Origin of the sequence: Campylobacter portucalensis, assembly GCF_009690845.1 — a bacterium.
Taxonomy (GTDB): Bacteria; Campylobacterota; Campylobacteria; order Campylobacterales; family Campylobacteraceae; genus Campylobacter_B; species Campylobacter_B portucalensis.
Window position 1 is genome coordinate 50988 of the sequence record NZ_VWSJ01000002.1, and the last position, 23641, is coordinate 74628.

20 protein-coding genes are annotated in these 23641 nt (G+C 29.4%); 7 read left to right on the forward strand and 13 right to left on the reverse strand.

The features are described 5' to 3' along the window. Positions 1-39 precede the first annotated feature (39 nt). From F1B92_RS01205 to F1B92_RS01220, 4 genes are read right to left on the reverse strand one after another with little or no spacing between them, the layout of a single operon-like run. Positions 40-618: a DedA family protein gene (locus tag F1B92_RS01205; protein WP_154570093.1), complete on the reverse strand. Its 579-nt coding sequence runs from the start codon at positions 616-618 to the stop codon at positions 40-42. 1 nt (position 619) lies between these two features. Then, on the reverse strand, positions 620-1201 hold the full coding sequence (locus tag F1B92_RS01210; protein ID WP_154570094.1) for a lipid-binding SYLF domain-containing protein: 582 nt from the start codon (positions 1199-1201) through the stop codon (positions 620-622). Between the two features lie 8 nt (positions 1202-1209). Continuing rightward, complete coding sequence (gene rny / locus F1B92_RS01215) at positions 1210-2763, reverse strand: ribonuclease Y (RefSeq protein WP_154570095.1); 1554 nt, start codon at positions 2761-2763, stop codon at positions 1210-1212. Then, complete coding sequence (locus tag F1B92_RS01220) at positions 2696-3322, reverse strand: 5-formyltetrahydrofolate cyclo-ligase (protein ID WP_154570096.1); 627 nt, start codon at positions 3320-3322, stop codon at positions 2696-2698. Before F1B92_RS01220 ends, rny begins: the two co-directional genes overlap by 68 nt. Before the next feature lie 65 nt (positions 3323-3387). Between F1B92_RS01220 and F1B92_RS01225 the strand changes: the two genes are divergently transcribed. From F1B92_RS01225 to F1B92_RS01240, 4 genes are read left to right on the forward strand one after another with little or no spacing between them, the layout of a single operon-like run. After that, on the forward strand, positions 3388-3936 hold the full coding sequence (locus F1B92_RS01225; protein WP_154570097.1) for a TlpA family protein disulfide reductase: 549 nt from the start codon (positions 3388-3390) through the stop codon (positions 3934-3936). Then, entirely contained in the window at positions 3936-4814 is an 879-nt protein-coding gene (gene ftsY, locus F1B92_RS01230; RefSeq protein WP_154570098.1) for a signal recognition particle-docking protein FtsY, read from the forward strand. Before F1B92_RS01225 ends, ftsY begins: the two co-directional genes overlap by 1 nt. Then, complete coding sequence (gene radA / locus F1B92_RS01235; RefSeq protein ID WP_154570099.1) at positions 4801-6141, forward strand: DNA repair protein RadA; 1341 nt, start codon at positions 4801-4803, stop codon at positions 6139-6141. Before ftsY ends, radA begins: the two co-directional genes overlap by 14 nt. 24 nt (positions 6142-6165) lie before the next feature. Beyond that, positions 6166-7260, forward strand: a complete 1095-nt coding sequence (locus F1B92_RS01240) for a diguanylate cyclase domain-containing protein (protein ID WP_154570100.1) — start codon at positions 6166-6168, stop codon at positions 7258-7260. A gap of 1752 nt (positions 7261-9012) precedes the next feature. On the opposite strand, the gene rimP is transcribed toward F1B92_RS01240, so the two are convergent. The 9 genes from rimP to F1B92_RS01285 all read right to left on the reverse strand — a co-directional run bounded on the left by rimP (position 9013) and on the right by F1B92_RS01285 (position 17273). Further along, positions 9013-9432, reverse strand: a complete 420-nt coding sequence (rimP, locus tag F1B92_RS01245; RefSeq protein ID WP_154570101.1) for a ribosome maturation factor RimP — start codon at positions 9430-9432, stop codon at positions 9013-9015. Continuing rightward, the gene (gene rbfA / locus F1B92_RS01250; protein ID WP_154570102.1) at positions 9425-9787 is read right to left on the reverse strand and encodes a 30S ribosome-binding factor RbfA; all 363 of its coding nucleotides are present in this window, start codon (positions 9785-9787) and stop codon (positions 9425-9427) included. Before rbfA ends, rimP begins: the two co-directional genes overlap by 8 nt. Then, positions 9784-12462 carry a translation initiation factor IF-2 gene (infB, locus tag F1B92_RS01255; protein WP_154570103.1) on the reverse strand — a complete coding sequence of 893 codons (2679 nt, stop codon included), beginning with the start codon at positions 12460-12462 and terminating at the stop codon, positions 9784-9786. Before infB ends, rbfA begins: the two co-directional genes overlap by 4 nt. Then, complete coding sequence (locus F1B92_RS01260; RefSeq protein WP_154570104.1) at positions 12440-12697, reverse strand: DUF448 domain-containing protein; 258 nt, start codon at positions 12695-12697, stop codon at positions 12440-12442. Before F1B92_RS01260 ends, infB begins: the two co-directional genes overlap by 23 nt. Positions 12698-12721: 24 nt before the next feature. Beyond that, positions 12722-13609, reverse strand: coding sequence for a homoserine kinase (gene thrB / locus F1B92_RS01265; RefSeq protein ID WP_154570105.1), 888 nt, complete (start codon positions 13607-13609; stop codon positions 12722-12724). Then, on the reverse strand, positions 13609-14007 hold the full coding sequence (locus tag F1B92_RS01270) for a glycoprotease (protein WP_326833057.1): 399 nt from the start codon (positions 14005-14007) through the stop codon (positions 13609-13611). The genes thrB and F1B92_RS01270 overlap by 1 nt, the downstream gene beginning before the upstream one ends. Positions 14008-14064: 57 nt before the next feature. Then, positions 14065-14949 carry a UDP-3-O-acyl-N-acetylglucosamine deacetylase gene (gene lpxC / locus F1B92_RS01275; RefSeq protein ID WP_154570106.1) on the reverse strand — a complete coding sequence of 295 codons (885 nt, stop codon included), beginning with the start codon at positions 14947-14949 and terminating at the stop codon, positions 14065-14067. Positions 14950-15014: 65 nt separating this feature from the next. After that, positions 15015-16382 carry a peptidoglycan metallopeptidase Pgp6 gene (gene pgp6 / locus F1B92_RS01280; RefSeq protein ID WP_154570107.1) on the reverse strand — a complete coding sequence of 456 codons (1368 nt, stop codon included), beginning with the start codon at positions 16380-16382 and terminating at the stop codon, positions 15015-15017. 60 nt (positions 16383-16442) lie between these two features. Next, positions 16443-17273, reverse strand: a complete 831-nt coding sequence (locus F1B92_RS01285) for a prephenate dehydrogenase (RefSeq protein WP_154570108.1) — start codon at positions 17271-17273, stop codon at positions 16443-16445. 87 nt (positions 17274-17360) lie between these two features. On the opposite strand from F1B92_RS01285, the gene bamA reads away from it, so the two are divergent. The 3 genes from bamA to F1B92_RS01300 all read left to right on the forward strand — a co-directional run. Next, the gene (gene bamA / locus F1B92_RS01290; protein ID WP_154570109.1) at positions 17361-19601 is read left to right on the forward strand and encodes an outer membrane protein assembly factor BamA; all 2241 of its coding nucleotides are present in this window, start codon (positions 17361-17363) and stop codon (positions 19599-19601) included. Positions 19602-19687: 86 nt separating this feature from the next. Beyond that, positions 19688-19828, forward strand: a complete 141-nt coding sequence (locus F1B92_RS01295; RefSeq protein WP_154570110.1) for an ESPR-type extended signal peptide-containing protein — start codon at positions 19688-19690, stop codon at positions 19826-19828. After that, a partial coding sequence (locus tag F1B92_RS01300; protein ID WP_229770859.1) for a hypothetical protein occupies positions 19828-23641 on the forward strand: 3814 nt, incomplete at its 3' end. The genes F1B92_RS01295 and F1B92_RS01300, both read left to right, overlap by 1 nt.

Below are 23641 nucleotides of genomic sequence, written 5' to 3' on the forward strand. Positions count from 1 at the left end.
TATCTTTGTAAAATTTAAATTATCTATTTCAATAAAAAGCTAAATTTTACTTACAACTTTACCTTTTTTAGTTGCTTTTTTAAAATAAAAAACAATAACTCCTAAAATAAACAATAAAATAAGAGGTGTTATCCAAGGTTTTTTTTCCATAAATTTAAAAAAATCAATCAATAAATCGGCCATATAATAACTCAAAAATCCTAAGCTAATAGCCCAAATTATAGAGCTTATTAAATTTATAATGCTAAATTTACCAAAAGAGTATTTGGTAAGACCAATAGCAATAGGAACTAAAGTTTTAAGTCCATAAATGTATTTTTTAAAAAATATAATTTTACCGCCATGTTTTTTAAATAGAATTTGTGCTAAAGCTAAATTTCTAGTCTGTTTTTTAAAATATGGCATAATGGCTTGCTTATTATACCGTCCCAAATAAAAAAGCAAAGTATCGCCTAAGAAATTTGAAATAGAGGCTACGATTATAATTAAAGTTAAATCCATTTTACCAGCATAACTAAGAACTCCAGCTGCTATGATAGCCACCATACCTCCACCAAGAGTGTAGGCAAATAATATAATATAACCATAAGTTGATAAATAAGTTAGCATATCTTCCATGCTAATCCTTATTTATAACCGATATTAAATTTTTAAAACCATAACTTTGTGTTTTATAGATAGATTTTGTATCAACACTTATTTTAAATCCACCCAAACTAGCACCAGCAAAAATTCCAGATTTATTAGTGTAAGCATAAATATTTTTATTAAAAGCATTTATAGCACCAACGTTTGCACTAAGCTTATAAATAGAAGCTGTTGCATCTAGGCTTAAACTTGCTTTTGAGTTGAGTATATTGTTTAAAGTCTCATCATCCATAATAAAAATTACCATATAATTATCCTCATATCCTACTTGAAAACCTATACTAGCATTTGATATTTTGGCTTTCATTGGTATAAAACTATCTGAGTTTTTCATCAAACAAACGCCATCTCCCAAAAGACCGCCAACTATAAAACCCACCTTTTTTACGCTTGGAAAAATTAAAATTGCTTTTGATTTTTCGACTAACTTATTTTTAATATCCACATCTTCCATTGTTATAGCATAAGCATTTGCTGAGCTTATTAAAATTTCCTCATTTAAGGCCCATAAATTTCCAAACATCACTAAAAAACAAATTAAAATTTTCTTCATATTTTCCTCTATTTAGCGTAATTAACCGCTCTTGTTTCCCTAATAACACTTACTTTTATTTCGCCTGGATATTGTACATTTGCTTTAATATCTTCTGCAATCTCTTTAGCCACCAAAACCGCCTCATCGTCGTTAATTAAATTTGCATTTACCATAACGCGAATTTCACGACCAGCATTTATAGCATAAGCTTGCTTAACGCCATTTTTATTTAAAGCTATCTCTTCAATATCACTTACTCTTTTTAAAAAACTCTCTAAAACCTCTCTTCTAGCCCCCGGTCTTGCAGCACTTAAAGCATCAGCTGTACAAACTGCTGCACACTCTACACTTAAGGCTTCTTCATGTCCATGATGAGCATATATTGCATTAATTACAACTGGATGCTCTTTGTATCTTTTGCAAACTTCAGCCCCTAAATCAACATGGCTTCCTTCAAATTCATGAGTTAAAGCTTTACCAATATCATGCAAAAGCCCTGCTCTTTTTGCTAATTTTTCATTGCCACCCGTTTCAGCAGCTATAATTCCTGCTAAATGAGCTACTTCTAAACTATGTGCTAAAGCATTTTGTCCATAACTAGCCCTAAATTTAAGCTTTCCAATAAGCTTTATTAATTCTGGATGAATTCCATTTAATCCTAAATCCATCACTATATTTTCGCCTTCTTCTAATATACTTGATTCAAATTCATCACTTACTTTTTTATGAATTTCTTCAATTCTTGCTGGCTGAATTCTACCATCTTCTACTAAAATCTCAATCACTCTTGTAGCAATAGCTCTCCTATAAAGATTAAAACTACTTAAAACTATGGCGTGCGGGGTATCATCAATTATAATATCAACACCCAAAACCATCTCTAAAGTCTTGATATTACGCCCTTCTTTTCCGATAATTCTGCCTTTTAAATCATCATTTTTAATATCTACAACATTTATAAGTCTTTCAGCAGCATACTCTCCAGCAAAACGAGTCGTAGCTTGTGCTAATATATAATTTGCCCTTTTTTTGGCCTCTTTTTTAGCTTCTTCTTCATATTTTCTGACTATATGAGCTATATCGCCTCTACTTTTTTCCTCAACCCGCCTTAAAATCTCCTCTCTTGCCTCATCTTGAGTAAGTCCAGCAGAATGCTCTAAAACTCTTAAAGCTTCGTTAATTTTATCTTCGTAATCTTTTTTTAAATTTAGACCCTCATCATATATTTTTTTAGCATCTATTTTAAAATTTTCAATCTCTTTTGATTTTTTTTCTAAATTTTCTTTTTCAGTAATTAAATTTTTTCCCTCTTTTTCAAGTTCATCTACTTTTAAATCAAATTCCTTTTGAAGTTTGATTTCTTTATCTTCATACTTTTTTTTGGCTGAAAATTCCGCCTCTTGCACACTAAGTTTAGCATCTTTTAAGATACTTTCTGCTTCAAATTCAATAGCTTTTGCTTTTGCTTTTGCTTGTTCTACAAATACTGAGTAGTTTGCATCGTTAATTTTTTTAGTTACACCGTATCCTATGCCAACTCCCACTGCACCGGCTCCTAAGCCTATTAAAATTTCTATCATATTTTCCTCTTATTAAATAATTTTTACTTGGAGTTAGATAAAAATCACATCTAACATCGTGATTTTCTGAAATAATATCTTTTATAAACATATCTTTTATCTCCACAAATACCACAATAGGTTTATATTTTAAGCCTGAAAAAAATCTATCATAAAATCCTTTTCCATGCCCAATTCTAGCCATTTTTCCATCAACTCCAATAACTGGAACAACGGCTAAATCTAATCTTTTTTTAAATTCGTTTTTAAATTTATTTTGTCTTATGCCAAAACGAAATTTATAAAAAGGTAGTTTCAATTTTACCATTTTAAAGCTAAGATTTTGCATAAACGGAATAAAAATGTGATGTTTCTTTGATAAATTTCTTCTTAAAAGTAACAAATCTGGTTCATATTTTGTCGGAACAAAAAATAAAATATCTTTTGAATTTGTAATTTTAATAATTTCTTTTAAATTCAACAAAATAGCGTAATGCCTGCATTTAGCAGAAATTTTTACCTCTTTTTTTAAACTTATTTTGGCAATTTTTCTAAATTTTTCTTTTGTTATACTATCCATTTAACGCTTATTTTAGTATAATTTTGTATAATTTTAGCTTTAATTATAAATTTTTAGGAATTTAAATGATAATTCGTTTTATATTTTTTATATTTTTAATGTTTTTTTTAAATGCTTGTGATGATAAAAAAGCAGTTGATGATATTAGCGATGATTTAAATGATACAAAAAATCAAGAATCTTATCTTAGTGAGAATTTATTTGCACCTTTTAATTTAAATTTAAATAATGGAAAAATTTTAACACTCAAAAAAACAAAAACTGGGTTTGAATTTATAAACAACAATAAAAATATTATGTTTTTTTTCTTAACAGAAAATTGCACACCTTGTAACGCCCAAATATCCTTACTCAATAATTTGCAAGAAAGATATAAAGATGATTTGGATATAATAGGTATTGTTTTAAAGGCTCAAAATTTAGATGAGTTTTTAAAAGAAATGGATATAAAATTTAGCATAAGCTTAAATAATGAATCTCTTTTAAAACATTTTGATGATATAACACAAATTCCATTTATGATTTTATATCATAAAAATGGGGATTATTTTAGGCATTATAGAGGAATTATTGCTGAAGAGATGTTAGATAAAGAGATATTGAGGATGGAATGATGTTTAATTTTTTTAAAAAAGGGCTTGAAAAAACTGCAAATGCAATCAAATCTGTCAAAAAACAAAATCAAAAAATTTCAAAAGAAATTTTAGAAGAGATGCTTTTAGAAGCTGATGTCGATTATGAAATAGTAGAGGAGATAATCTACTATCTTCCGCCAAATGATGAAATTCAAAGAAGTGATTTAAAGCGAGTTATGAGTACGTATTTTATGTATGAAAACAAGAATTTAGATAAAAAAAAGCCATTTGTTGAGTTAATTTTAGGCGTAAATGGTGCAGGTAAAACAACAACCATAGCAAAACTTGCAAATTTATATAAAAATAGTGGTAAAAAAGTAATGCTTGGTGCTTGCGATACTTTTAGGGCTGGAGCGATTGAACAACTTAGACAATGGTCTAATATCCTAAATATACCAATTGTCGCATCAAATCAAGGTCACGATCCAGCAGCTGTTGCATTCGATACGATAAGTTCTGCTGTTGCAAAGGAATTTGATAATGTCATCATCGATACGGCAGGTAGGCTTCAAAATCAAAAAAATTTAGCAAAAGAGTTAGAAAAGATAGTTAGAATTTCAAGTAAAGCTCTAGAAAATGCACCTCATAGAAAAATTTTAGTTCTTGATGGCACACAAGGAAACAATAGCGTAAATCAAGCTTATGCGTTTAATGATATTGTAAAAATAGATGGGGTTATTATAACTAAATTAGACGGGACACCAAAAGGAGGAGCTTTATTTGGGATAGCAAGAGAGTTGGAGTTGCCGATTTTATATATAGGTGTCGGTGAAAAAATGCAAGATTTAATTAAATTTGATGCAGATCAATTTATAGAAACTATATTAGAAGCGATTTTTGATAATGGCGAAAAATAAAGTAATTTTTGAGTGTGAAGCGTGTGGCAATAAACAATCAAAATGGATGGGGAAATGTCCAGAATGCGGATCTTGGGATAGCTTTATAGAACTAAATAAAGAGCAAATTAAATTTATAGAAAGTCAAAATAAATTTAACAAAAAGCCCTCTCTAGCACAAGAAATCTGCGATATAGAGGTAGAAAATATAAGCAGAATTTCAACAGATGATAAAGAGCTTGATTTGGTATTGGGTGGCGGTGTGGTAAAAGGAAGTTTGATTTTAATAGGCGGAAGTCCTGGGATTGGCAAATCAACCCTGCTTTTAAAAATAGCATCAAATTTAGCCAAAAAAAGGCTAAATGTACTATATGTAAGTGGCGAAGAGAGTTTGAGTCAGATAAAAATAAGAGCCAACAGACTTGATAGTGTAACTCAAAATTTATATCTTTTAGCTGAAATTTCACTAGAAAATATAAAATCGGAACTATTAAAAAAAGATTATCAAATTTTAATAATCGATAGCATTCAAACTTTATTTAGTGATAAAATTTCATCAGCACCTGGTTCTATTTCACAAGTAAGAGAGATTACTTTTGAGTTGATGAGAATTGCAAAAGAACGCGATATTTGCGTATTTATCATAGGTCATATTACAAAAGAAGGATCAATTGCTGGTCCTAGAATTTTGGAACATATGGTTGATGTGGTGCTTTATTTTGAGGGCGATGCAAGCAAAGAGCTTAGAATTTTAAGAGGATTTAAAAATCGCTTTGGATCAACAAGTGAGGTTGGAATTTTTGAGATGAGTGCTAAAGGCTTAATAAGCACAAAAGATATAGCTAGTAAATTTTTCACAAGAGGAAAAGCAATTAGTGGAAGTGCAATCACGGTTGTGATGGAAGGCACTCGCCCTTTAATTGTGGAAATTCAGGCTTTAGTTTGTGAGAGCTCTTATCCTAAAAGAAGCTCAACTGGATACGATAAAAATCGCTTAGATATGATAATTGCTCTTCTTGATAGAAAAATGGAAATTTTGCTTGGGCATTATGATGTTTTTGTGAATGTAACTGGAGGGGTTAAGATTAGCGAAACAGCGGCTGATTTAGCAGTGGTGGCGGCAATTGTTAGTAGTTTTAGAAACAGACCGCTTAGCAAGGAGAGTATTTTTTTGGGTGAGGTTAGTTTAAATGGCGAGATACGAGAGATTTCAAATTTGGACTTACGAGCAAAAGAGGCTTTAATGCAAAATTTTCAAACTATAATCGCCCCCTCAAAACCTCTTGAAACAAAAGGAATAAAAACATTTGTAGCCAAAGAGATTAAACAAATTTTAGAATGGATGTAAAATAAAAATTTATAGGAGCAATAGATGAAAAATTGTGTTGAACAAATAAATCATATAAAAAATAGAAACTCTAATTATATGAAATTAGTAAGCGATTTAGGTAAAAATTTAGTAAATAACTCTTTAGCTTATTTTGAAATTCAGATATTTTTCAAAAAGATGGCACACTATAGTGCAAATCAATTTGAAGATATATTAAATTTAATGCATAATTACCAAATAGACGAAAGACAAGTGCAAATCCATAAAACAAGTCAAGATAAATTTATAAAAGAGCTTAGTGTTTTATGCTCCAAAATAGAAGAAGATACAAATAATGTCAGAATTTTACTAAATTTTTTAATATATTTTGCTGATTTTAAAATTTTAAAACAAGATGAAATTTTGTTGCAACAAATACTTTTGATAAATAGCGGAAAATCTCCAAAAGAGGCATTTGAAATGACAAATTTGATAAATTTTCAAACAGATACTGTTAAAATTTTTAATGAAATTTTAGATTCTGCACTATTAATAAACCAAAAATTTAAAGAAGAAAATTCAAATTTACTAAATGAAATTAAAATTATCAAGACTAAATCTTTAGAACTAAGTAAAAAATATGCCACAATACCAACTTTTGACCCATTAACAAATTTACCAAATCAAATACAAGCTACAAAAGGATTAGAAATTTCTATAAAAAATAGCGAACAATTTAATCAAAAATTAGCAACAATACTAATCAATATAAATGAATACTCTTATATTTTAAATAATTTTGGCACAGACAAGGCTTTAGATGTTGTTTTAATAGTGGTTGATTTATTAAAAGCTTCCATAAGAAGTGGCGATATACTTTATTCTATAAGGCAAGATGAATTTTTAATCATATGTCAAAATACAAATGAAACTGGTGCAATAAATATAGCAAATAATATATTTAAAAATATAAAAAATAACAACCAACTAAAAAATATATCAAAAAAATTTAAAAGCGAATTTCAAGATTTTGAAATAACTCTAAATATTGGCATAGTCGTTTCAAAAAACAGTATGTCAGTCGATGAGATAAATCATAAATTATCTAAAAATCTTGAAATTTCAAAAGCAAATGGAGTCAATACTTTTCAAATTTAGCTGTATTATGCGTTTTCTAATATATTTAAATTTTAATAATTTTGATTTTTTGTGCTAGATTGAGGAAAGATTATTTTTCTTTAATATTTTGCATATAAATCATCAACTATTTTTTTAATATTATTTTCCATCTCTTAAATTCACACTCTTTAAATGTAATTTAAAATTTACTCCAATACTATTAAATTTTTTAGTTTAGCAAAGCCTCTTTAGTTTTTAATTTTGTTCTAGCAATTATAAAATAACTAAAAATTGTTTGTGATGCTATGATTGATTTACTTATAGCGTTGATATCTAAAATAAATATTATTTTATTATAATATTAATTAGGTATTTTAATTTTATTACCATCAAAATTCTTTATAATAACAATGGCTCAGCAAAACCCACACTTCAATAAATTATGATTTAAACTATGAAAATAAATATATTATCACTCTCAAATTTATAAGAAAATTCTGTTTTGCTTTAGAAGCTATAACCTTTAAATAAATTCAAAGTCTTGGCAAATTTTGAGCTTAATTGTTAAATTCAGTCAAATACTCTGAAATTATAGGGTAAAACATAAAATATCTTTCTTTTTATAGGCAGCACTTAAAAGTAAAAATGAGTTTGCAAATGATATCAATGGAATTGAAATTTGGTAATTGTAAGACCAAAGTGACTAAAATTTAGAAGAATAAAGAAAAATTTATTTTGCATTTACAAGTATTAGTTTTTGGCATTATAATAAATAAAAATAAAAATAATTTTGTTTTATTGAATCTAAATAAAAATACCTAATACCCTAAATTAAAGCTTATTTTCTATTGCCAGTTTGATATAATTAATAATATTTATTAATATTAGATTTAAATTTACTACCCTATATAAAATGCAAGATAAAATCATATCTTTTTATACTTTTAAATTTATTTAACCTAATTTTCAATACTTTCACTTCAACAAAAGCCTTATGCTATTATATGATTTTAAATTCTTACGATGTTTTGCTAATTTATCAAAATATCAAATTTTGATAAATGGCTAAGTTTAGCTTATGTGGCTAAACTTAACAAAATCTCATTTCTCTTATTAGTTTTAATAAATTTGCTATCTAAATCACTATCTAAACTAGCACTTTTTTATACAAGAAAATTTACCATTCTTATATTTTTAAATTTAAGTTTGATTTATGATATTCTAAAATATTTTTTAATGCCTTACTCTAAAATATCATATTATAATTTATCAAATTTTATATTCATATCTTTTGTTTAGGTTTGATTTAATAAATTTAGTTAAATAAGTAGCCCATCTTTTAAATATTTACACGCTCTACTTCCTTTATATGTGGTATTTTAGATAAAAACTCTTTAAAATTTTGCAATAACATTTTGAGTTTATCAGATCTTGAGTTGGGTTTGGTTTAAATTATTATATAAATTTATATTCTTATGATATTTGAACTTTTTTGTTATTGCTAAAATAGCTAATTCTGAGCTTGCATTAAATTTTATTGAAGTCATAAATATAAATTTTTAAACTTTTTTGCACTTCCTCTATCAATTAGTTTAATCTCAAAAAGCTATTATTTATTTACTCAAATTCTTTTAGTTTTTATATTTTAATCAATACCCAATAATAAAAAAAGCTTATCTGATTATATTATTATTAATGCAAATTATTTACCTGTTTTAAAACCTTAATTTATATGATTTACACAATTAATTTAAAAAACAAGCTACAATCTAAACAAAATTAAATTTAATCCTACCACTTTATGTAAGTTTTGGCTTTTTTAATCTCATTAAAATTTATTTGAAGTGTTTGATTTTGGTTTTTAATGGTTAAAATTTCATCAATGAAACTTAAAATTTTACCTTCAAAATTCTCCTTATTTATGGTTTTTACTTTTAAATTTTCCCCAATGCTTTTTAAAAAATGCTCTTTTTTTGATAACACTCTCTCTAGTCCTGGACTACTAACTTCAAGATTATAATCTCCGTTTAAAGGTGGCTCAACATCAAAAATAGGAGATAAAATTCTGCTAACTTTTTCACAATCATCTAAATTTACACCACCATCTTTTGTTATATATACTCTAAAAATAGCCCTGCCATTTTCATTTACTACTTCTGTATCGTATAAATTTAACCCACACTCTTTTACTAAAGCTTCCAAATCAACCATTTTTTTCTAAATCCTTATTTATCTTTTCAAATAAACTATCCATATGATTTTGATACTCCAATCTATCATCAAATTTAAAATGAAACCTTGGACATCTAAACCATCCCTCAGCTTCTTTGCAATAATTTTGCAAATACCTCTCAACCTTACTAAGTTTTTTTAAAATTTCTTTTTGTTCACTTTCGCTTAAAAGCATTTTATCAATATAAACAAAAGCATCATATCTTCCATTCTTACACTCCACATCAGTAACGCAAAGCCCTCTAAGTTCACAATCTCCTAAAGTAGCAAATGCCTCTGGAATAAGCTCTTTTAAAACACTTTGTGTTCTAAGACGTCTAATCTCGCCCATCATAAACTCGCTTGCTCTTTTTTTTGTTCAAAACTTTCTATGAAATCGCCTTCTTTCATATCATTAAATCCTTCAATACCAACTCCGCACTCAAAGCCTTTTGCAACTTCTCTTGCATCATCTTTAAAGCGTTTTAAAGAGCTAATATTTCCTTCAAAAATCACAACCCCATCTCTAATAACACGAATTTTTGCACCTCTTGTAATCTTACCATCAGTTACCATACAACCAGCTATTTGACCAACTTTTGGAACATTAATTACTTGTCTAATTTCGGCTTGTCCAAGCTCTTCTTCGCTTATTATAGGACTCATCATTCCGCTTAAAACACTTTTTACATCATCTAATAAATTATAAATTACATTATATGTTTTTATCTCGACTCCACGTTCTTTTGCTCTTTCTTTTATATCTCCTGTTGGGCGTACATTAAATCCTAAAATTATACAATTATCACTAGCACTTGCAAGACCTATATCATTTTGTGTTATGCCACCAATACCACTATGGATGATATTTACTTTAATCTCATCATTCCTTAATTTATCCAAACTAGCCTTAATCGCTTCTAAACTTCCACCAACATCAGCCTTTACTATAACTGGTAAGGTTTTAATCTCGCCCTCTGCTATCTTAGCACTAAGTTCATCTATAGTAACTTTTGTGGATTTCGAAAGCTCTTTTTGTCTTAGATATTCATGCTTTTTATTTGCATACTCTCTAGCCTCTTTTTCACTATCAACACTTATTAAAGTCTCTCCTGATTCAGGAACCTCGCTAAGACCTACTATAACACCACATTCTCCCGGTTTTAACTCTTTTAAGGCCTTGCCATTATCATCAGTTATTGCTTTTATTCTGCCATAAGCCACACCTGCTACAACAGTATCTCCAACCCTTAAAGTGCCATTTTGAACTATAATTGTCGCAACAGTTCCTCTGCCTTTTTGAAGAGAGCTTTCAACTACCGTTGCTTTGGCTTTATTGTTAGGATTAGCTTTTAATTCCAATAAGTCAGCTTGTAAAAGAACAATTTCAAGCAAATCATCAATTCCCATCCCTGTTTTAGCAGAAATCGGCACAAATTCATAACTGCCACCCCACTCAATAGGCATAATATCAAGTTCAGAAAGTCCAGTTTTTACTAAATCTGGATTTGCACTATCTTTATCCATTTTATTTATTGCTATTATGATTGGAACTCCAGCTGCTTTTGCGTGAGATATAGCCTCTTTTGTTTGAGGTTTTACTCCATCATCAGCTGCAACTACAATAATAACAATATCAGTAACTTTTGCTCCTCTTTGCCTCATAGAAGTAAATGCTTCATGCCCTGGTGTGTCTATAAAAGTGATTGTCTTACCATTTTTATTTACCATATAAGCACCTACGTGTTGAGTTATACCACCTGCTTCACCTGTTGCAACTCTTGTTTTTCTAATGTAATCTAAAAGGCTAGTTTTTCCGTGATCAACATGTCCCATAATTGTTATAACAGGAGCTCTCAAAACTAAATCGCTTTGAGAATTTTCATCTTCTTCATAAGCTTTTACATAATCAAAATCTAAAGCCTCATCTATAATATTAACCTCTACATTAAACTCATCTGCTAAAATTTCAATAGCATCCTCATCTAAAAAGTCATTTTTAGTAGTCATCATTCCTAGCATAAACAATTTAGAGATAATTTCACTTGGCTGTTTGCCTAGCTTTTCAGCAAATTCATACACCCTAATTTCTTTTGAAATATTTACAGAAGTAATGTTTTCTTTAGTTTCATTTTTTGGTTGTTTTTTATGTTTTTTTCTGGAGCCTCGACTTATATTTATCTCTTGATTTGTGTATTTGTTTTGAGATGTTTTGAAAACTTGCTGTTTTTTTGTTTGTGTTTTTTCTTCTACTTTTATTGAACTTACAGTTAAATCTGGCAAGATAAATTCATCATCGTCATCTATACTAATATCAGCCATTTGACGATTATCTAAAAATTCCATTTTTTGGATATCATCTTTTTTGCTAATAACAACTGATTTTTTATCTTTTTTCTTCTTTTTTAAAGTGCTTTGAGTGTTTGAAAAAATAGCATCTAAGCCTTCATTTAACTTTTTAGTAGGTTCTTTTTTAGGAAACTCACTAACTGATTGTTTTTTCTTTACTATAACAATTCCACGCCTTTTATTTAGAGTAGTTGCAGCTAGTGTTTCTAGTTTTTTAGGTCCTTTCTCGCTTTTTAAATTTAATCCTACATCTTCTACGATATCTTTTTTATCTTCAATCTTTTTTTCTTCTAAAGATTTTGTATTTGTAGCTAAATTTATATCTTTATTTGTGGTATCGATGCTAGGTTTATTTTTAGACTTAATTTTTTGTGAAGTTTCTGCGACCTCTTCTGATTTTTGTTTTAATGTTTTAGATGTTAGTTTTTTTGATTTTTTTTCAAGTTTATCTTCTAAATTTATATCTTTTTGCGTGGATTTTTTTACATTTTTTGGTTTGATTTTTTTTACGATTTGACCACCATTTTTAACATAATTATATATCGCTTCAGCATCTTCTACACTAACTACACTATTTGCACCTTTTATCTGCCTAAGACCCATCTCATGTGCTTTTTCTATAATTTCTTTACTGCTATAACCAAGTTCAGCAGCTATATCACTTATGCGAACATCCGCCATATAAAACACTCTCCTTTATCTTTTCTAAATTTATATTATCTATTTTTGTTATTTTAGATATATATTTTTTTAAAATTTTATCATCTTTGCAAATACAATCCCTGCAAATATAAAAACTTCTACCAACGCTATCAAAATTTAGTATGTTTTTTTGATTAAATTTAAGCAACTCATCTTTATAATATCTTGTCCTACAAACAACACACATTCTGACTGGTTTAAATTTTTTTCGCATATTATATCTTTATTTTTCTTTTTTTTAGCTTTTTGATGTAATTTTAAAGCCCTCATTATCAAATTCTAACAACAAAACTCTAAATTTTGGAAAGTTATCTTGCAATTTTTTTTGTAATCTCAAAGCATCATCTCTAAAAACTATATTTAAAAAACTAGAACCACTCCCTGATAAAGTACTCATTAAAGCACCATTTTCATAAGCAACTTGCCTGATTTTAAAAAGAATTGGATATGAACTCATCCTTATATCTTCATGAATTTTATCAATAGCAGCCAATCTTAAAGATTGATAATCTTTTTCAAAAAAACAAACGCTTAAAAAAGATGAGTGCGATAAATTTGAGATACAACTGCTTAATGGGTAGTTTTTTTGCAATTGTGTTCTGCTTTGGCTAGTTGATATTGGCTCATTTGGTATCACAACAACTGCTTGAATTTGAGAATCTATATTTGACTTTTTAGTAAAAACTTCACCATTTTTTACTATATTAACTGTAAAACCGCCATATGTAGCTGGCGATATATTATCTGGATGATTTTCATAAATTAAAGATTTATTTAAAATTCTATCTTTTTGTATATTAAATCCTGCCATTTTATAAGCACTAGCTATAGCTGCTACGATGACAGATGAACTGCTCCCAAGTCCTCTTGAAAAAGGTATATTATTTAAAAATGAAAATTTAAAATTCGATCTTTCATTTGTAAGTGAGTTATAAATTTCATTAAATATATTTACAAAAGTATTGTTTTTTTTAATATATAAATTATCGCTTCCTTCGCCCTTTATAGATATAGAGGTTAGTTTTTCTCTTGTAATTTGTATTTCATTAAAAAGCCCAATACTAAGCCCTAAACTATCAAATCCTGGTCCTAAATTTGCACTTGTTGCAGGAACTATAATCTTCATCAAACAGCCTCTATTACATAATTTGGAGTAGTATCTGAAATTTTATTTAATTCTAATAAATTTAAAGGAATTTTAAAATCACACGCTTCTACTTTTTTTAATAAAATTTTATCATTTTCTTTAACAAAACTTAGATTTTTATTTGCTTTTATTGGCTTATTCCCATTCAAATCAAATCCACTTACAGCAAAGAAAGGAATCTCTTTTACTAAGCTAATAGTTTTTAAAATAATATAAGCCACTTTTATACCCATAAAACTTCCTGGACCATTTAAATAAATTAGTTCTTTAACATCATACTCTTTTAAAATTTTATCCATAATCTCTATCAAAAAATCGCTAGCTTTATTGTCGCTTGTAATTTTTTTTAAAAATTGATTGTTTTCATAAATAGCCACAACAACTGGACTTTGAAGCGTTAATACTAAAATTTGAACACTTTTTATAGCTCATCCTTATGAAAAAACTTTAGCATATTCTAATGCTTCTTTTTGATTTAGTTTTACTATTTCGTAGTTTTTAGCATCGCTTAAAATTTCAAGAGTTAGTAAATGATTTAATTCATGGCTTCCAGCATAAGATTCATAATCACCAAAAATAGGCATCCCCATCAAAGCTAAATCTCCAATAGCATCTAAAATTTTATGTCTTACAAATTCATCTTCAAATCTCAAGCCTTCAGGATTTAAAATAGAATTATCATCCATTACAACTGCATTTTCCAAACTCCCACCAAGTGCTAAATTTTTAGCCCTTAATGCTTGAACATCTTTTAAAAATCCAAATGTTCTAGCTCTAGCTATCTCTTTTATATAGTTTTGTTTAGAAAATTCAAACAAATAATTTTGAGTTCCAATAATTGGATGATTAAATTTAATAGTATAGTTAAATTTAGGATTTTTTGATGGAGAAATTTTAACAAATTTATCACCATTTTTGATTTCTATCTCTTTTTTTATAATCATTATTTGTTTTTCTGCTTCTAAATTTACAACTCCAGCCTCATCAAGCATCATACAAAAACCTATAGAACTACCATCCATTACAGGGACTTCATTTGCATCCAAAATAATTTTTATATTATCAATACCATAACCACTTATAGCACTCAATAGATGCTCAATAGTAGAAATATATCCTTTTTCATTTCCGATAACAGTTGCCATCTGTGTATTTATGACACTTTGTGGCTTTGCTTTTATCGTTGTCATTAAATCTTTTCTATAAAAAACTATCCCATCATCAGCTTCAAGCGGATCTAAAACTATTCTTATCGGCTCACCTTTATGTAGCCCTATTCCAATACCTTCAACCCTTTTTGCTATCGTTGTTTGTTTCAAAATTTATTCCTTGAACTATGCTTTTATCGAAAAATTATATCAAAAATTTAGTAAATAGCCATAAATTATTTTTTATTGTCAATTAATTTTTTAGAATTTTCTAAAATTTGAAATATATTTTCATTCATCCATTTTTTATCCATCCACTCTTCAGGTCTAACTTCAACACCTTGCACTAAAACCCCAAAATGTAAATGATCGCCAAAAGCTAAACCGCTATAACCAGTGTTAGCTATAACATCTCCATCTTTTATCTCATCATTTTCATTAACTAAAATGCTACTACAATGACCATAAATCGTATAAATTCCAAATCCATGATAAATGCCTAAATTTAACCCATAAATTCCATTATTTTCAGAAAAAACAACCTTTGCATTATTGCTAGTTTTAATTTCAGCATTGGCCACACTCGCTAAATCAAGCCCTAAGTGCCAAGATTGACTAACCTCAACTCCATCTTTTTTATAAATTCTATGATCGCCAAAGCTAGCTACTGCCGCACCATTTTTAAGAGGATAAAATGGTTTTATAAAAAAATTATCTATCTTAGCTTCTTTTATATTTGATGTTTTTTGATAAATTAAATTTTCATTTTTATCTCTTAGGGTTTCATTTATAAATTTAAATTTCTCTACGCCTTGATAATTGTCTGGATTTTGTGCGTATTCATTTAATAAATCAGTTATTTTACCATTTAAAAAATCATCATTTAAGTTAATCTCTGAAGTTTTATAAATTTTATCTTGCAAATAGTAACGAATGTCTATTTTTTTCTCATTTCCAGCCATATCATTAGCCACAATATAAGCCTTAAAATTTTTATCTTTTATCGGCCAAGCTATTATTGAAGCATAATATCCATCCTTATAAAATGGTACCACTTGAAATTTGCGACCGCTATTTGTTTGAATATAGATATTTTTTAAAGTCTTATCACTTGCTTTAAAAACAACAGCAGCAGAACCACCTTTAGTAATCTTATATGAGTTATTTAATACATACACATCGGGGGATTTTGTATCAACTATAATATTTGTAAAAGATAGCAATTTATTTCCTTGAAAAAAATTCCATTTGCTATTATCAGTAATTTCAATTTCTAATTGATAATTTGAATTTTTATCTAAAATCGAGCCTTTTGGAATTTCAATTTTAAAATTTAATACCTTCTCTATCGTGCTAAATTTTTGATTAACAATCGTGATTTTTTTACTTCCATCACTCAAAAATATCTTAAGTCTTTTTATGCCACTCTCATCTTCAACCTTAATCTTAAGTGGAGTTTTTAAATTCCAAAAAATATGATTTGGAAGCGAAATTGTAGGCGAATTTCTCTCAAAAATTTTAGAAGAATACACATAATAAATCCCACCTAAAATAGCAACAATAAAAAAAATATAAACAAAACCGCTAAAACTTTTTTTTCTCATCTACTTCCTTTAATTCAATAAACGAAGATTATATTAAAAAAAACTAAACTATAAGCAAATTTATATAAATTTTCTGATCACTCTTGCATCATACATCCAATCTTTAAGCTTTTGCCACTCTTCATTTTCTATCATTTCAACACAATTTTCAAGCTCATTTTGAAAAGACTTTATAGAGCTTAATAAATTTAATTTATTTTGCTTAAAGATATCAACCCACATTTCAGGAGAAGATTTGGCAATTCTACTCATTCCGCTAAAACTTCCACCAGATAGATTTATTATATTTTTTTTATTTTCTTCTTTTAAAACACTATTTACAAGAGAATAACTAATAGCGTGCGGCAAATGCGAGATTAAAGCTACGTGATGATCGTGATTTGAGGAATTCATAAAAACTATCTTCATTCCAGCATGAGAAAAAATTTCAATAGCCCTTTTTTTGTGATTTTCTCCAGTAAGTTCATCATCACAAAGAACAACAACAGCATCTTTTAAAAGCTCTTTAAAAGCAAATTTTGGTCCTGAATTTTCTGTCCCTGCCATAGGATGAGCTGCCACTAAATTTTGTCTTATTTCTTCTGGGCATGAGTTTATAATTACACTTTTTGTGCTACCTAAATCAACTATTGTTGTGGATTTTTTTATATCTTTTAAATCTTGCAATACTTTAATTATCGCTTCAACAGGTATGGCTAAGAATATAACATCACACTTTTGTTTCATCTCTTCTAAATTTACTATTTCATGCACACAGCCTAAATTTAATGCCTCTTTTTCATTTTCTTTATTTATATCACAGCCGCAAACAAGGCTAATAAGCTTCATATCTTTTAAACAATACCCTAAAGAACCGCCAATCAAGCCCAAACCAACAATGCCAATTTTCATAAATTTTTCCTTATATTGCCTAAATTTTATTTTTTTATGCTATTATACACAATTATTTTTTAAATTTATAATTATAGGTTAAGCGATATGAAAAAAACTGCATTTTTTTTAATTTTTTGTTCAAATTTAGTTTTTGGAACTGAAATTAAGTCTATTAAATTTGAAGGACTAAAACAACTCTCGCCACTAATAGCTACTGAAATTTCAGGATTAAGAATAGGTCAAACAATAACTGGACAAAATACAAATAGAGCAATCATTAAGCTTTTTGAACAAGGCTATTTTGAAGATGTTTATATCAAAGAAGAAAATGGAAATATAACAATTCATGTAAAAGAAAAACCAATTATTGCAAAACTTGATATAGAGGGCGTTGTTACCAATGATAGAGAAGCTATGGAGCAAATTATTGGCTTAAGACCTGGTCAAACTTACGACAAAGTAGCATTAAACAGAGTAAAACAAAGAGTTAAACAATATTACGAAGTAAAAGGATATTTCGATACTGTTGTAGAGGTAGAAGAAAAGCCTTTAAACGAAGATGGAAGTTCTCTTCATTTAACTGTTGTGGTAAACAGGGGCGAAAATATCATCATAAAAAACGTAAATTTAGTAGGAGCTAAAAAACTTAGCTACTCAAGCATAGAGCCATCCATCGCAAATAAACAAAGAGAAATTTTTGGCTGGATGTGGGGCTTTAATGATGGAAAATTAAAAATAACAGAGCTTCCAAATGATGCGGCTAGAATTAAAGATGAATATATGAAAAGAGGTTATTTAGAAGCGGAAGTCTCTAGCCCATATCTTAATGCATATATGAATAACTACTCAGCAGAACTAACATATTATATACATGAAGGCGATAGATATAGAGTAAGTGAAGTAAGCATCCAAACACCCGATTTTTTAGATTTAGATAAAGAAAGTATAATAGATGATTTTAAATTAGAAAAAGGTGATAAATTTAACTCAAATTGGCTAAGGAGAGATATAGCAAAACTAGAAAATATAGTAGCTGATAAAGGATATGCTTATGTAGAAATTTATCCTGATTTAAAACCTAATAAAGAAGATAACACAGTTTCTATAAACTATATCGTAAATCCCAAAAAAGAAATCTATATAAGAAATGTAACGATTTCAGGCAACGAAAAAACAGCCGATAGAGTTATACGAAGAGAGATGTATCTAACCGAAGGACAACTTTATAATAGAAGCGATTTAGTAGATTCTCAAAATTCACTAAGAAGAACTGGATATTTTGAAGATGTTCAAATAACAGAAACAAGAGTTAATGAAAATGAGATAGATCTAAATGTTGAAGTAAAAGAAGGGCCAACCGGAAGCATAACTGGAGGTATTGGTTATGGAAGTGGTGATGGATTTTTAATAAATGGCTCTATATCTGAAAAAAATATATTTGGTAGCGGTTTAGGCGGTCATTTTAGTATCGAAAAAAGCAAAGATCAACTAAGCACAAATATAGGCTTAACAAATCCTAGAGTTTATGATTCGGAGTGGAGTTTAGGCGGTCAAATATATCTAAGAAATTCAGACTGGAATAACTATAAAGATAAAACTTACGGTTTTAGCACTACTATTGGAAGAAAGCTAGGTAGATATACAAATATTTTCTTAACTTATGAAATTGAAAAATCCTCAATAAAAGGTCTTGATAAATACTATGAAAAAGCAGGCTATCAAAATGGAGACAATCTAAAAAGCTCATTGATCCCTGGAATTTCTTTTAATAATACGGATGATTATTTCATTCCAAGAAGTGGCTTGATAGCTAGTGCTAGTCTAGAATACGCAGGAATTGGCGGAAATACAAAATACATTAAAACAATGGCAAATTTAAACTGGTATTTTGGATTTAAAGATTATATCGGCTGGGATTTAATCTTTAGATATAGAGCAAATGCAGGATATATTTTTAATGATAAAGATATGCCAGTAAATAGAAAACTATTCTTAGGCGGATTAAAAAGCATTAGAGGCTTTGATGGAAGAAGTATTCCTAAAAAGCAAATTTGCATTGATAGTGGTTGTAAATATATAGAAGTCGGCGGGAATAAAAGCTTTAATAACTCTTTTGAGCTTAGCATGCCTTTAATAGATAGAATCAAAATGAGATTTGTTGTGTTTTTTGATTATGGTATGATAGGTGATAACTCTTGGAATGAAGAAAAAAGGCATAGCACAGGAGCTGGTATAGAGTGGACAACCGCAGTTGGACCACTGCAATTATTTTGGGTAAAACCATTTAACAAAAAACCATACGACAGCGCAAATAATTTTGAATTTACCATCGGTACAAGATTTTAGAAATTTGGTTGACTTTATTTAACCAAATTCTATTTATCTTAAATTTTTAAATTATTTTTAATTTCAAATAAGATATAAGGAAAAATATGAATAAAAGTTTTAAAACAAAGTATAATATAAAAACATCTCAAGTAAAAGCCGTTCCTGAGATAGCTAAAAACTGCCAATCTTCTACCACAACGGGGGGGGTGCGAGCTTATTTAGGACATTTTCACTTGCGTTGTTGATGAGTGGGATATTAACGAGTGTAGCATATGCAAATCCAACTTGGCTATCAACTGATTTTGAAACTGGAGAATCGGGTGTTGATCATGGCTGGAATGAGAAAAAAGCTTGGTTAAGAAGAGGCCAACAAAATGAAATTTTAGGGAATGTTATATTAGCACCAATTAAATTAGATGGTAAAAATAGTAAAAATAGATTTTCGGGTGCCAATACTGATGTAACTCAATCTGTTATCATTGGACCTATGTCTGCTGGTAGAAATACGAAGCAAGGAATGACTATACTTGGATATAATGCCGTTGGTTGGGAGTCTCAAGCAACGGCATTAGGCAATAATGTATATGCAGGAGCACAAGGTACAGCAGTGGGTTCAGATGTTATGGCAGCAGGTTATGCTTCGATTGCCATAGGAAATGATGATATCTTGAGTCAAGGCGGATATGCCGACACATTACCGCAAGATCTTATTTTGAAAATTTATGGGTACAATGAAAACGATGGAAACAAAACTACTTATAAGAACATATTAAAAAAAGATGAATTTTTAGGGAAATATGGACAAAAAAATGGTCAAGATAATAGACACTATTCTCCAACTTATTCAGCAGGAATAGGTGCAATAGCTATTGGTTCAAGATCGGTTGCTTATGGAGATACTTCACTTGCTTTAGGGACTTTATCATTTGCTTTAGCTAAAGGCTCAACCGCTGTTGGTGTTCGTGCTTTTGTCAGTGAAGAAGCTAATGGTGGTGTTGCTATTGGAGATGAATCAAGGGTTTTTGCTGCAAATTCATTTGCTATAGGAAATGAAGCCGAATCAACAAATAAAGGTGCTTTATCATACGGTTCAGGAGCAAAAGCGGTAGGAGATGGATCTATAGCAATAGGTACAAAAGTAGCTTCCAATGCCAGAATAGATGAACGTTCAGCTCAACAATTTAGACAAAAACTTATGAAAGAGCTAGGTATTGGGACCATCGTGGAATCCGAAGATAATAGTGGTGTAAATAAAATAGTAAAAACTGAAGTTAAAAATCTTAAAACCGGAGATGAGAACAAAATCGTTAAAGCTGGATTTGCTAATCATTTAGCAGATAACGTAATTAGCAATAATATTAGTGAGGTTATCAAAAACTTAAATTTAACATACACGGAAGAAGAAAAAGAATTTTTATCAACAACGACTGGTGATGTTAAAAAATCAATAAAAAAGAAACAAAAAGATGGAGATCACGCTATAACTATAGGCTATTACACTGCAAATAGTGGAGATAATACCGTAGCTATAGGCACAGCTTCATATGTAAAAGGTAAAAATTCTGTCGTTTTAGGTGCATTAAATAACGTCGGAAAATATGCAAGCAATACGATAGCGATTGGAGTTGGAACCAACGTACATAAAGAAAATTCAATCGCCTTAGGAACAGGAACAACAGTAACAGGTGCTGGGGCTGTGGCTATTGGTTCTGGCGTTGGTGTAACAAAAGACAACACAATAGCCTTGGGGTATGGAGCAGTAGGAAAATCAGGAGAAAGTATTGTTTTAGGTAATGACGCAAATTTAACAGAACATGCTTCAAAGTCTATTATTATCGGGCATAGTGCACAAGTTGAAAATAGAAACAAAGAAGCAAAAATTAATGAATTTCATTGGGCTGATAAAATAAAATATAACAATGGTGAAAAAGAACTTGAAATGTCTGCTATTGCTATAGGTACAGGCTCAAAAGTTTATGCCGAAAAAGGAGTGGCGTTTGGAAATAACGCAAGAATCAATCAAAGTGCTAGTAACTCAATAGCATTAGGAAATGAAGCTGAAGCAAGCATGGAAAATTCGGTTGCCTTAGGAAATAAATCACATACAAAATACTTTTACCAACAAGATAAGAGTAATACAGCCACTTTAACAGGGATGGAAGCGATCAATTTAGCTCCATATACACCAGAAGGATCAAGTTATGATTTAAGAACCGATAAAGCAGCAGGTATAGTGTCGGTTGGTTGGACTAAAAATAAAAGCAATAGTGTTGAACAAGAGCTCGGTCTAAGAAGAATTGTTGGTGTTGCACCTGGGGCGTTGGATTCCGACGTGGCAACCATTGGGCAATTAAAAGCCTTGGCTTATGTAAAAAAGGAAGGCATAGTTACTTACTATACAAAAGTTGGCGATCAAATTTATAAAGTAGTTAAAGGTGATGATGGAAAATTTTATAAGGCAAATACTGCTAATGGAACTCCTTTTGATAAGAAAGTAATTTTAAAAGAAAATGTTTTTGCTGGTCCAAAAGGTGCAAATGAGAAAATTCAAACTGTCGGTTCAGGTAAGGATACTAAATCATTTGCTGATATGGGTGATAAAATTAAATTTGCACATATCCTAGATGGCGAAATTTCTCAAAATTCAGATGAAGCCATAACTGGAACGCAACTACATCAATTAGGAAAAGATATTTTAGGATTAAAAGTAAAAGATAATATTAAATTTGAAACTCCTACATTTGAGAAAGTTAATTATAATGGATCTTCAAAAACTGCAACAACATTTAAAGAGGCAATCGATGAAACTATCATCGCTATAAATAAAGGTTTTATATTTGGAGATGCTGAAAACAACGCAACACATCAATTGGGCGATAGTTTGATAATAAAAGCTGGAAATATGGAAATTGAAGAAAAAGCATTAAATAAAAAAGATACATTTTCAAGCAATAATATTAGAACTTCATATTTAAAAGAAAAAAAAGAGCTTTTAATCGGCATAAAAGACGAACCAACATTTAAAAGAGTTACTGTGAGTGAAGATATAAATGATAGTAGTAGCAATATGACATTAACAACAAAAAAATACGTTGATGGATTGCTAAAAACAAATCCATCTTCATCAAATTTACACTATTTGTCGGTGCAAGGTTCTAAACAAGATACTAATTCAAATTACAACAACGATGGAGCAAAAGCAAATGGAGCTATAGCTATAGGAGAAGGTGCACAATCAAAAGCACAAAATGCTATAGTAATCGGTAAAGATGTAAGTGTTGATATTCCTAATTCATTTGTTTTAGGTTCTAATATTGCGATTGAAACTGATAGTAATCGAAAGAGACTTAATGACGCGGTTGTAGTTATGGGAATTGGAACTACCCTAAAAAATTCGTTTGCATCTACAGCTATAGGTGCAGTTTATACTAGTAGTGGAAATCACATAAAAACAGGAACACCACTAAAAGGTGCATATATAGAAAATGCACCATGGGCAACAGTAATTGGTAATAAAAGTAAAGTATATAATGGAACTGATATAATTGCATTAGCGAATAATATTGAAGTAAATGTTAATAAAGTAAATTTTGATAACGATAAAAATGCTAATGATAATTTAGTTATAATAGGAAATAGAGCAAAAGCAGCTCGTGCTAAAGATAGTGTGGTTATAGGCCATGAAGCCAAAGCATTAAATGGTAATACAAATTTACATGTTTATACAGCAGTAAATAATGCTGTTGCAATAGGTAAGGGAGCAATTGTAGACGAATCAAATAGCGTAGCCATAGGAAGCCACTCAAAAACTAGCGGAAATATTGAAAATAACGGATACGATATAGCAACAAATAAAGCATCAAGCACGAGTGATTATATATGGAAACCAACTGCTGGAGAATTTGCAATCGGAGATACAAACAATAGCAGTAAAAAAACTAGAAGAATTACAGGTTTAGCTGCAGGGTATGATGATACAGATGCAGTAAATGTGGCACAGCTTAAATATGTAGATAGCCTATTAAAAGGCAAAGCGTCTAACTTTAAAGTCATTGCTG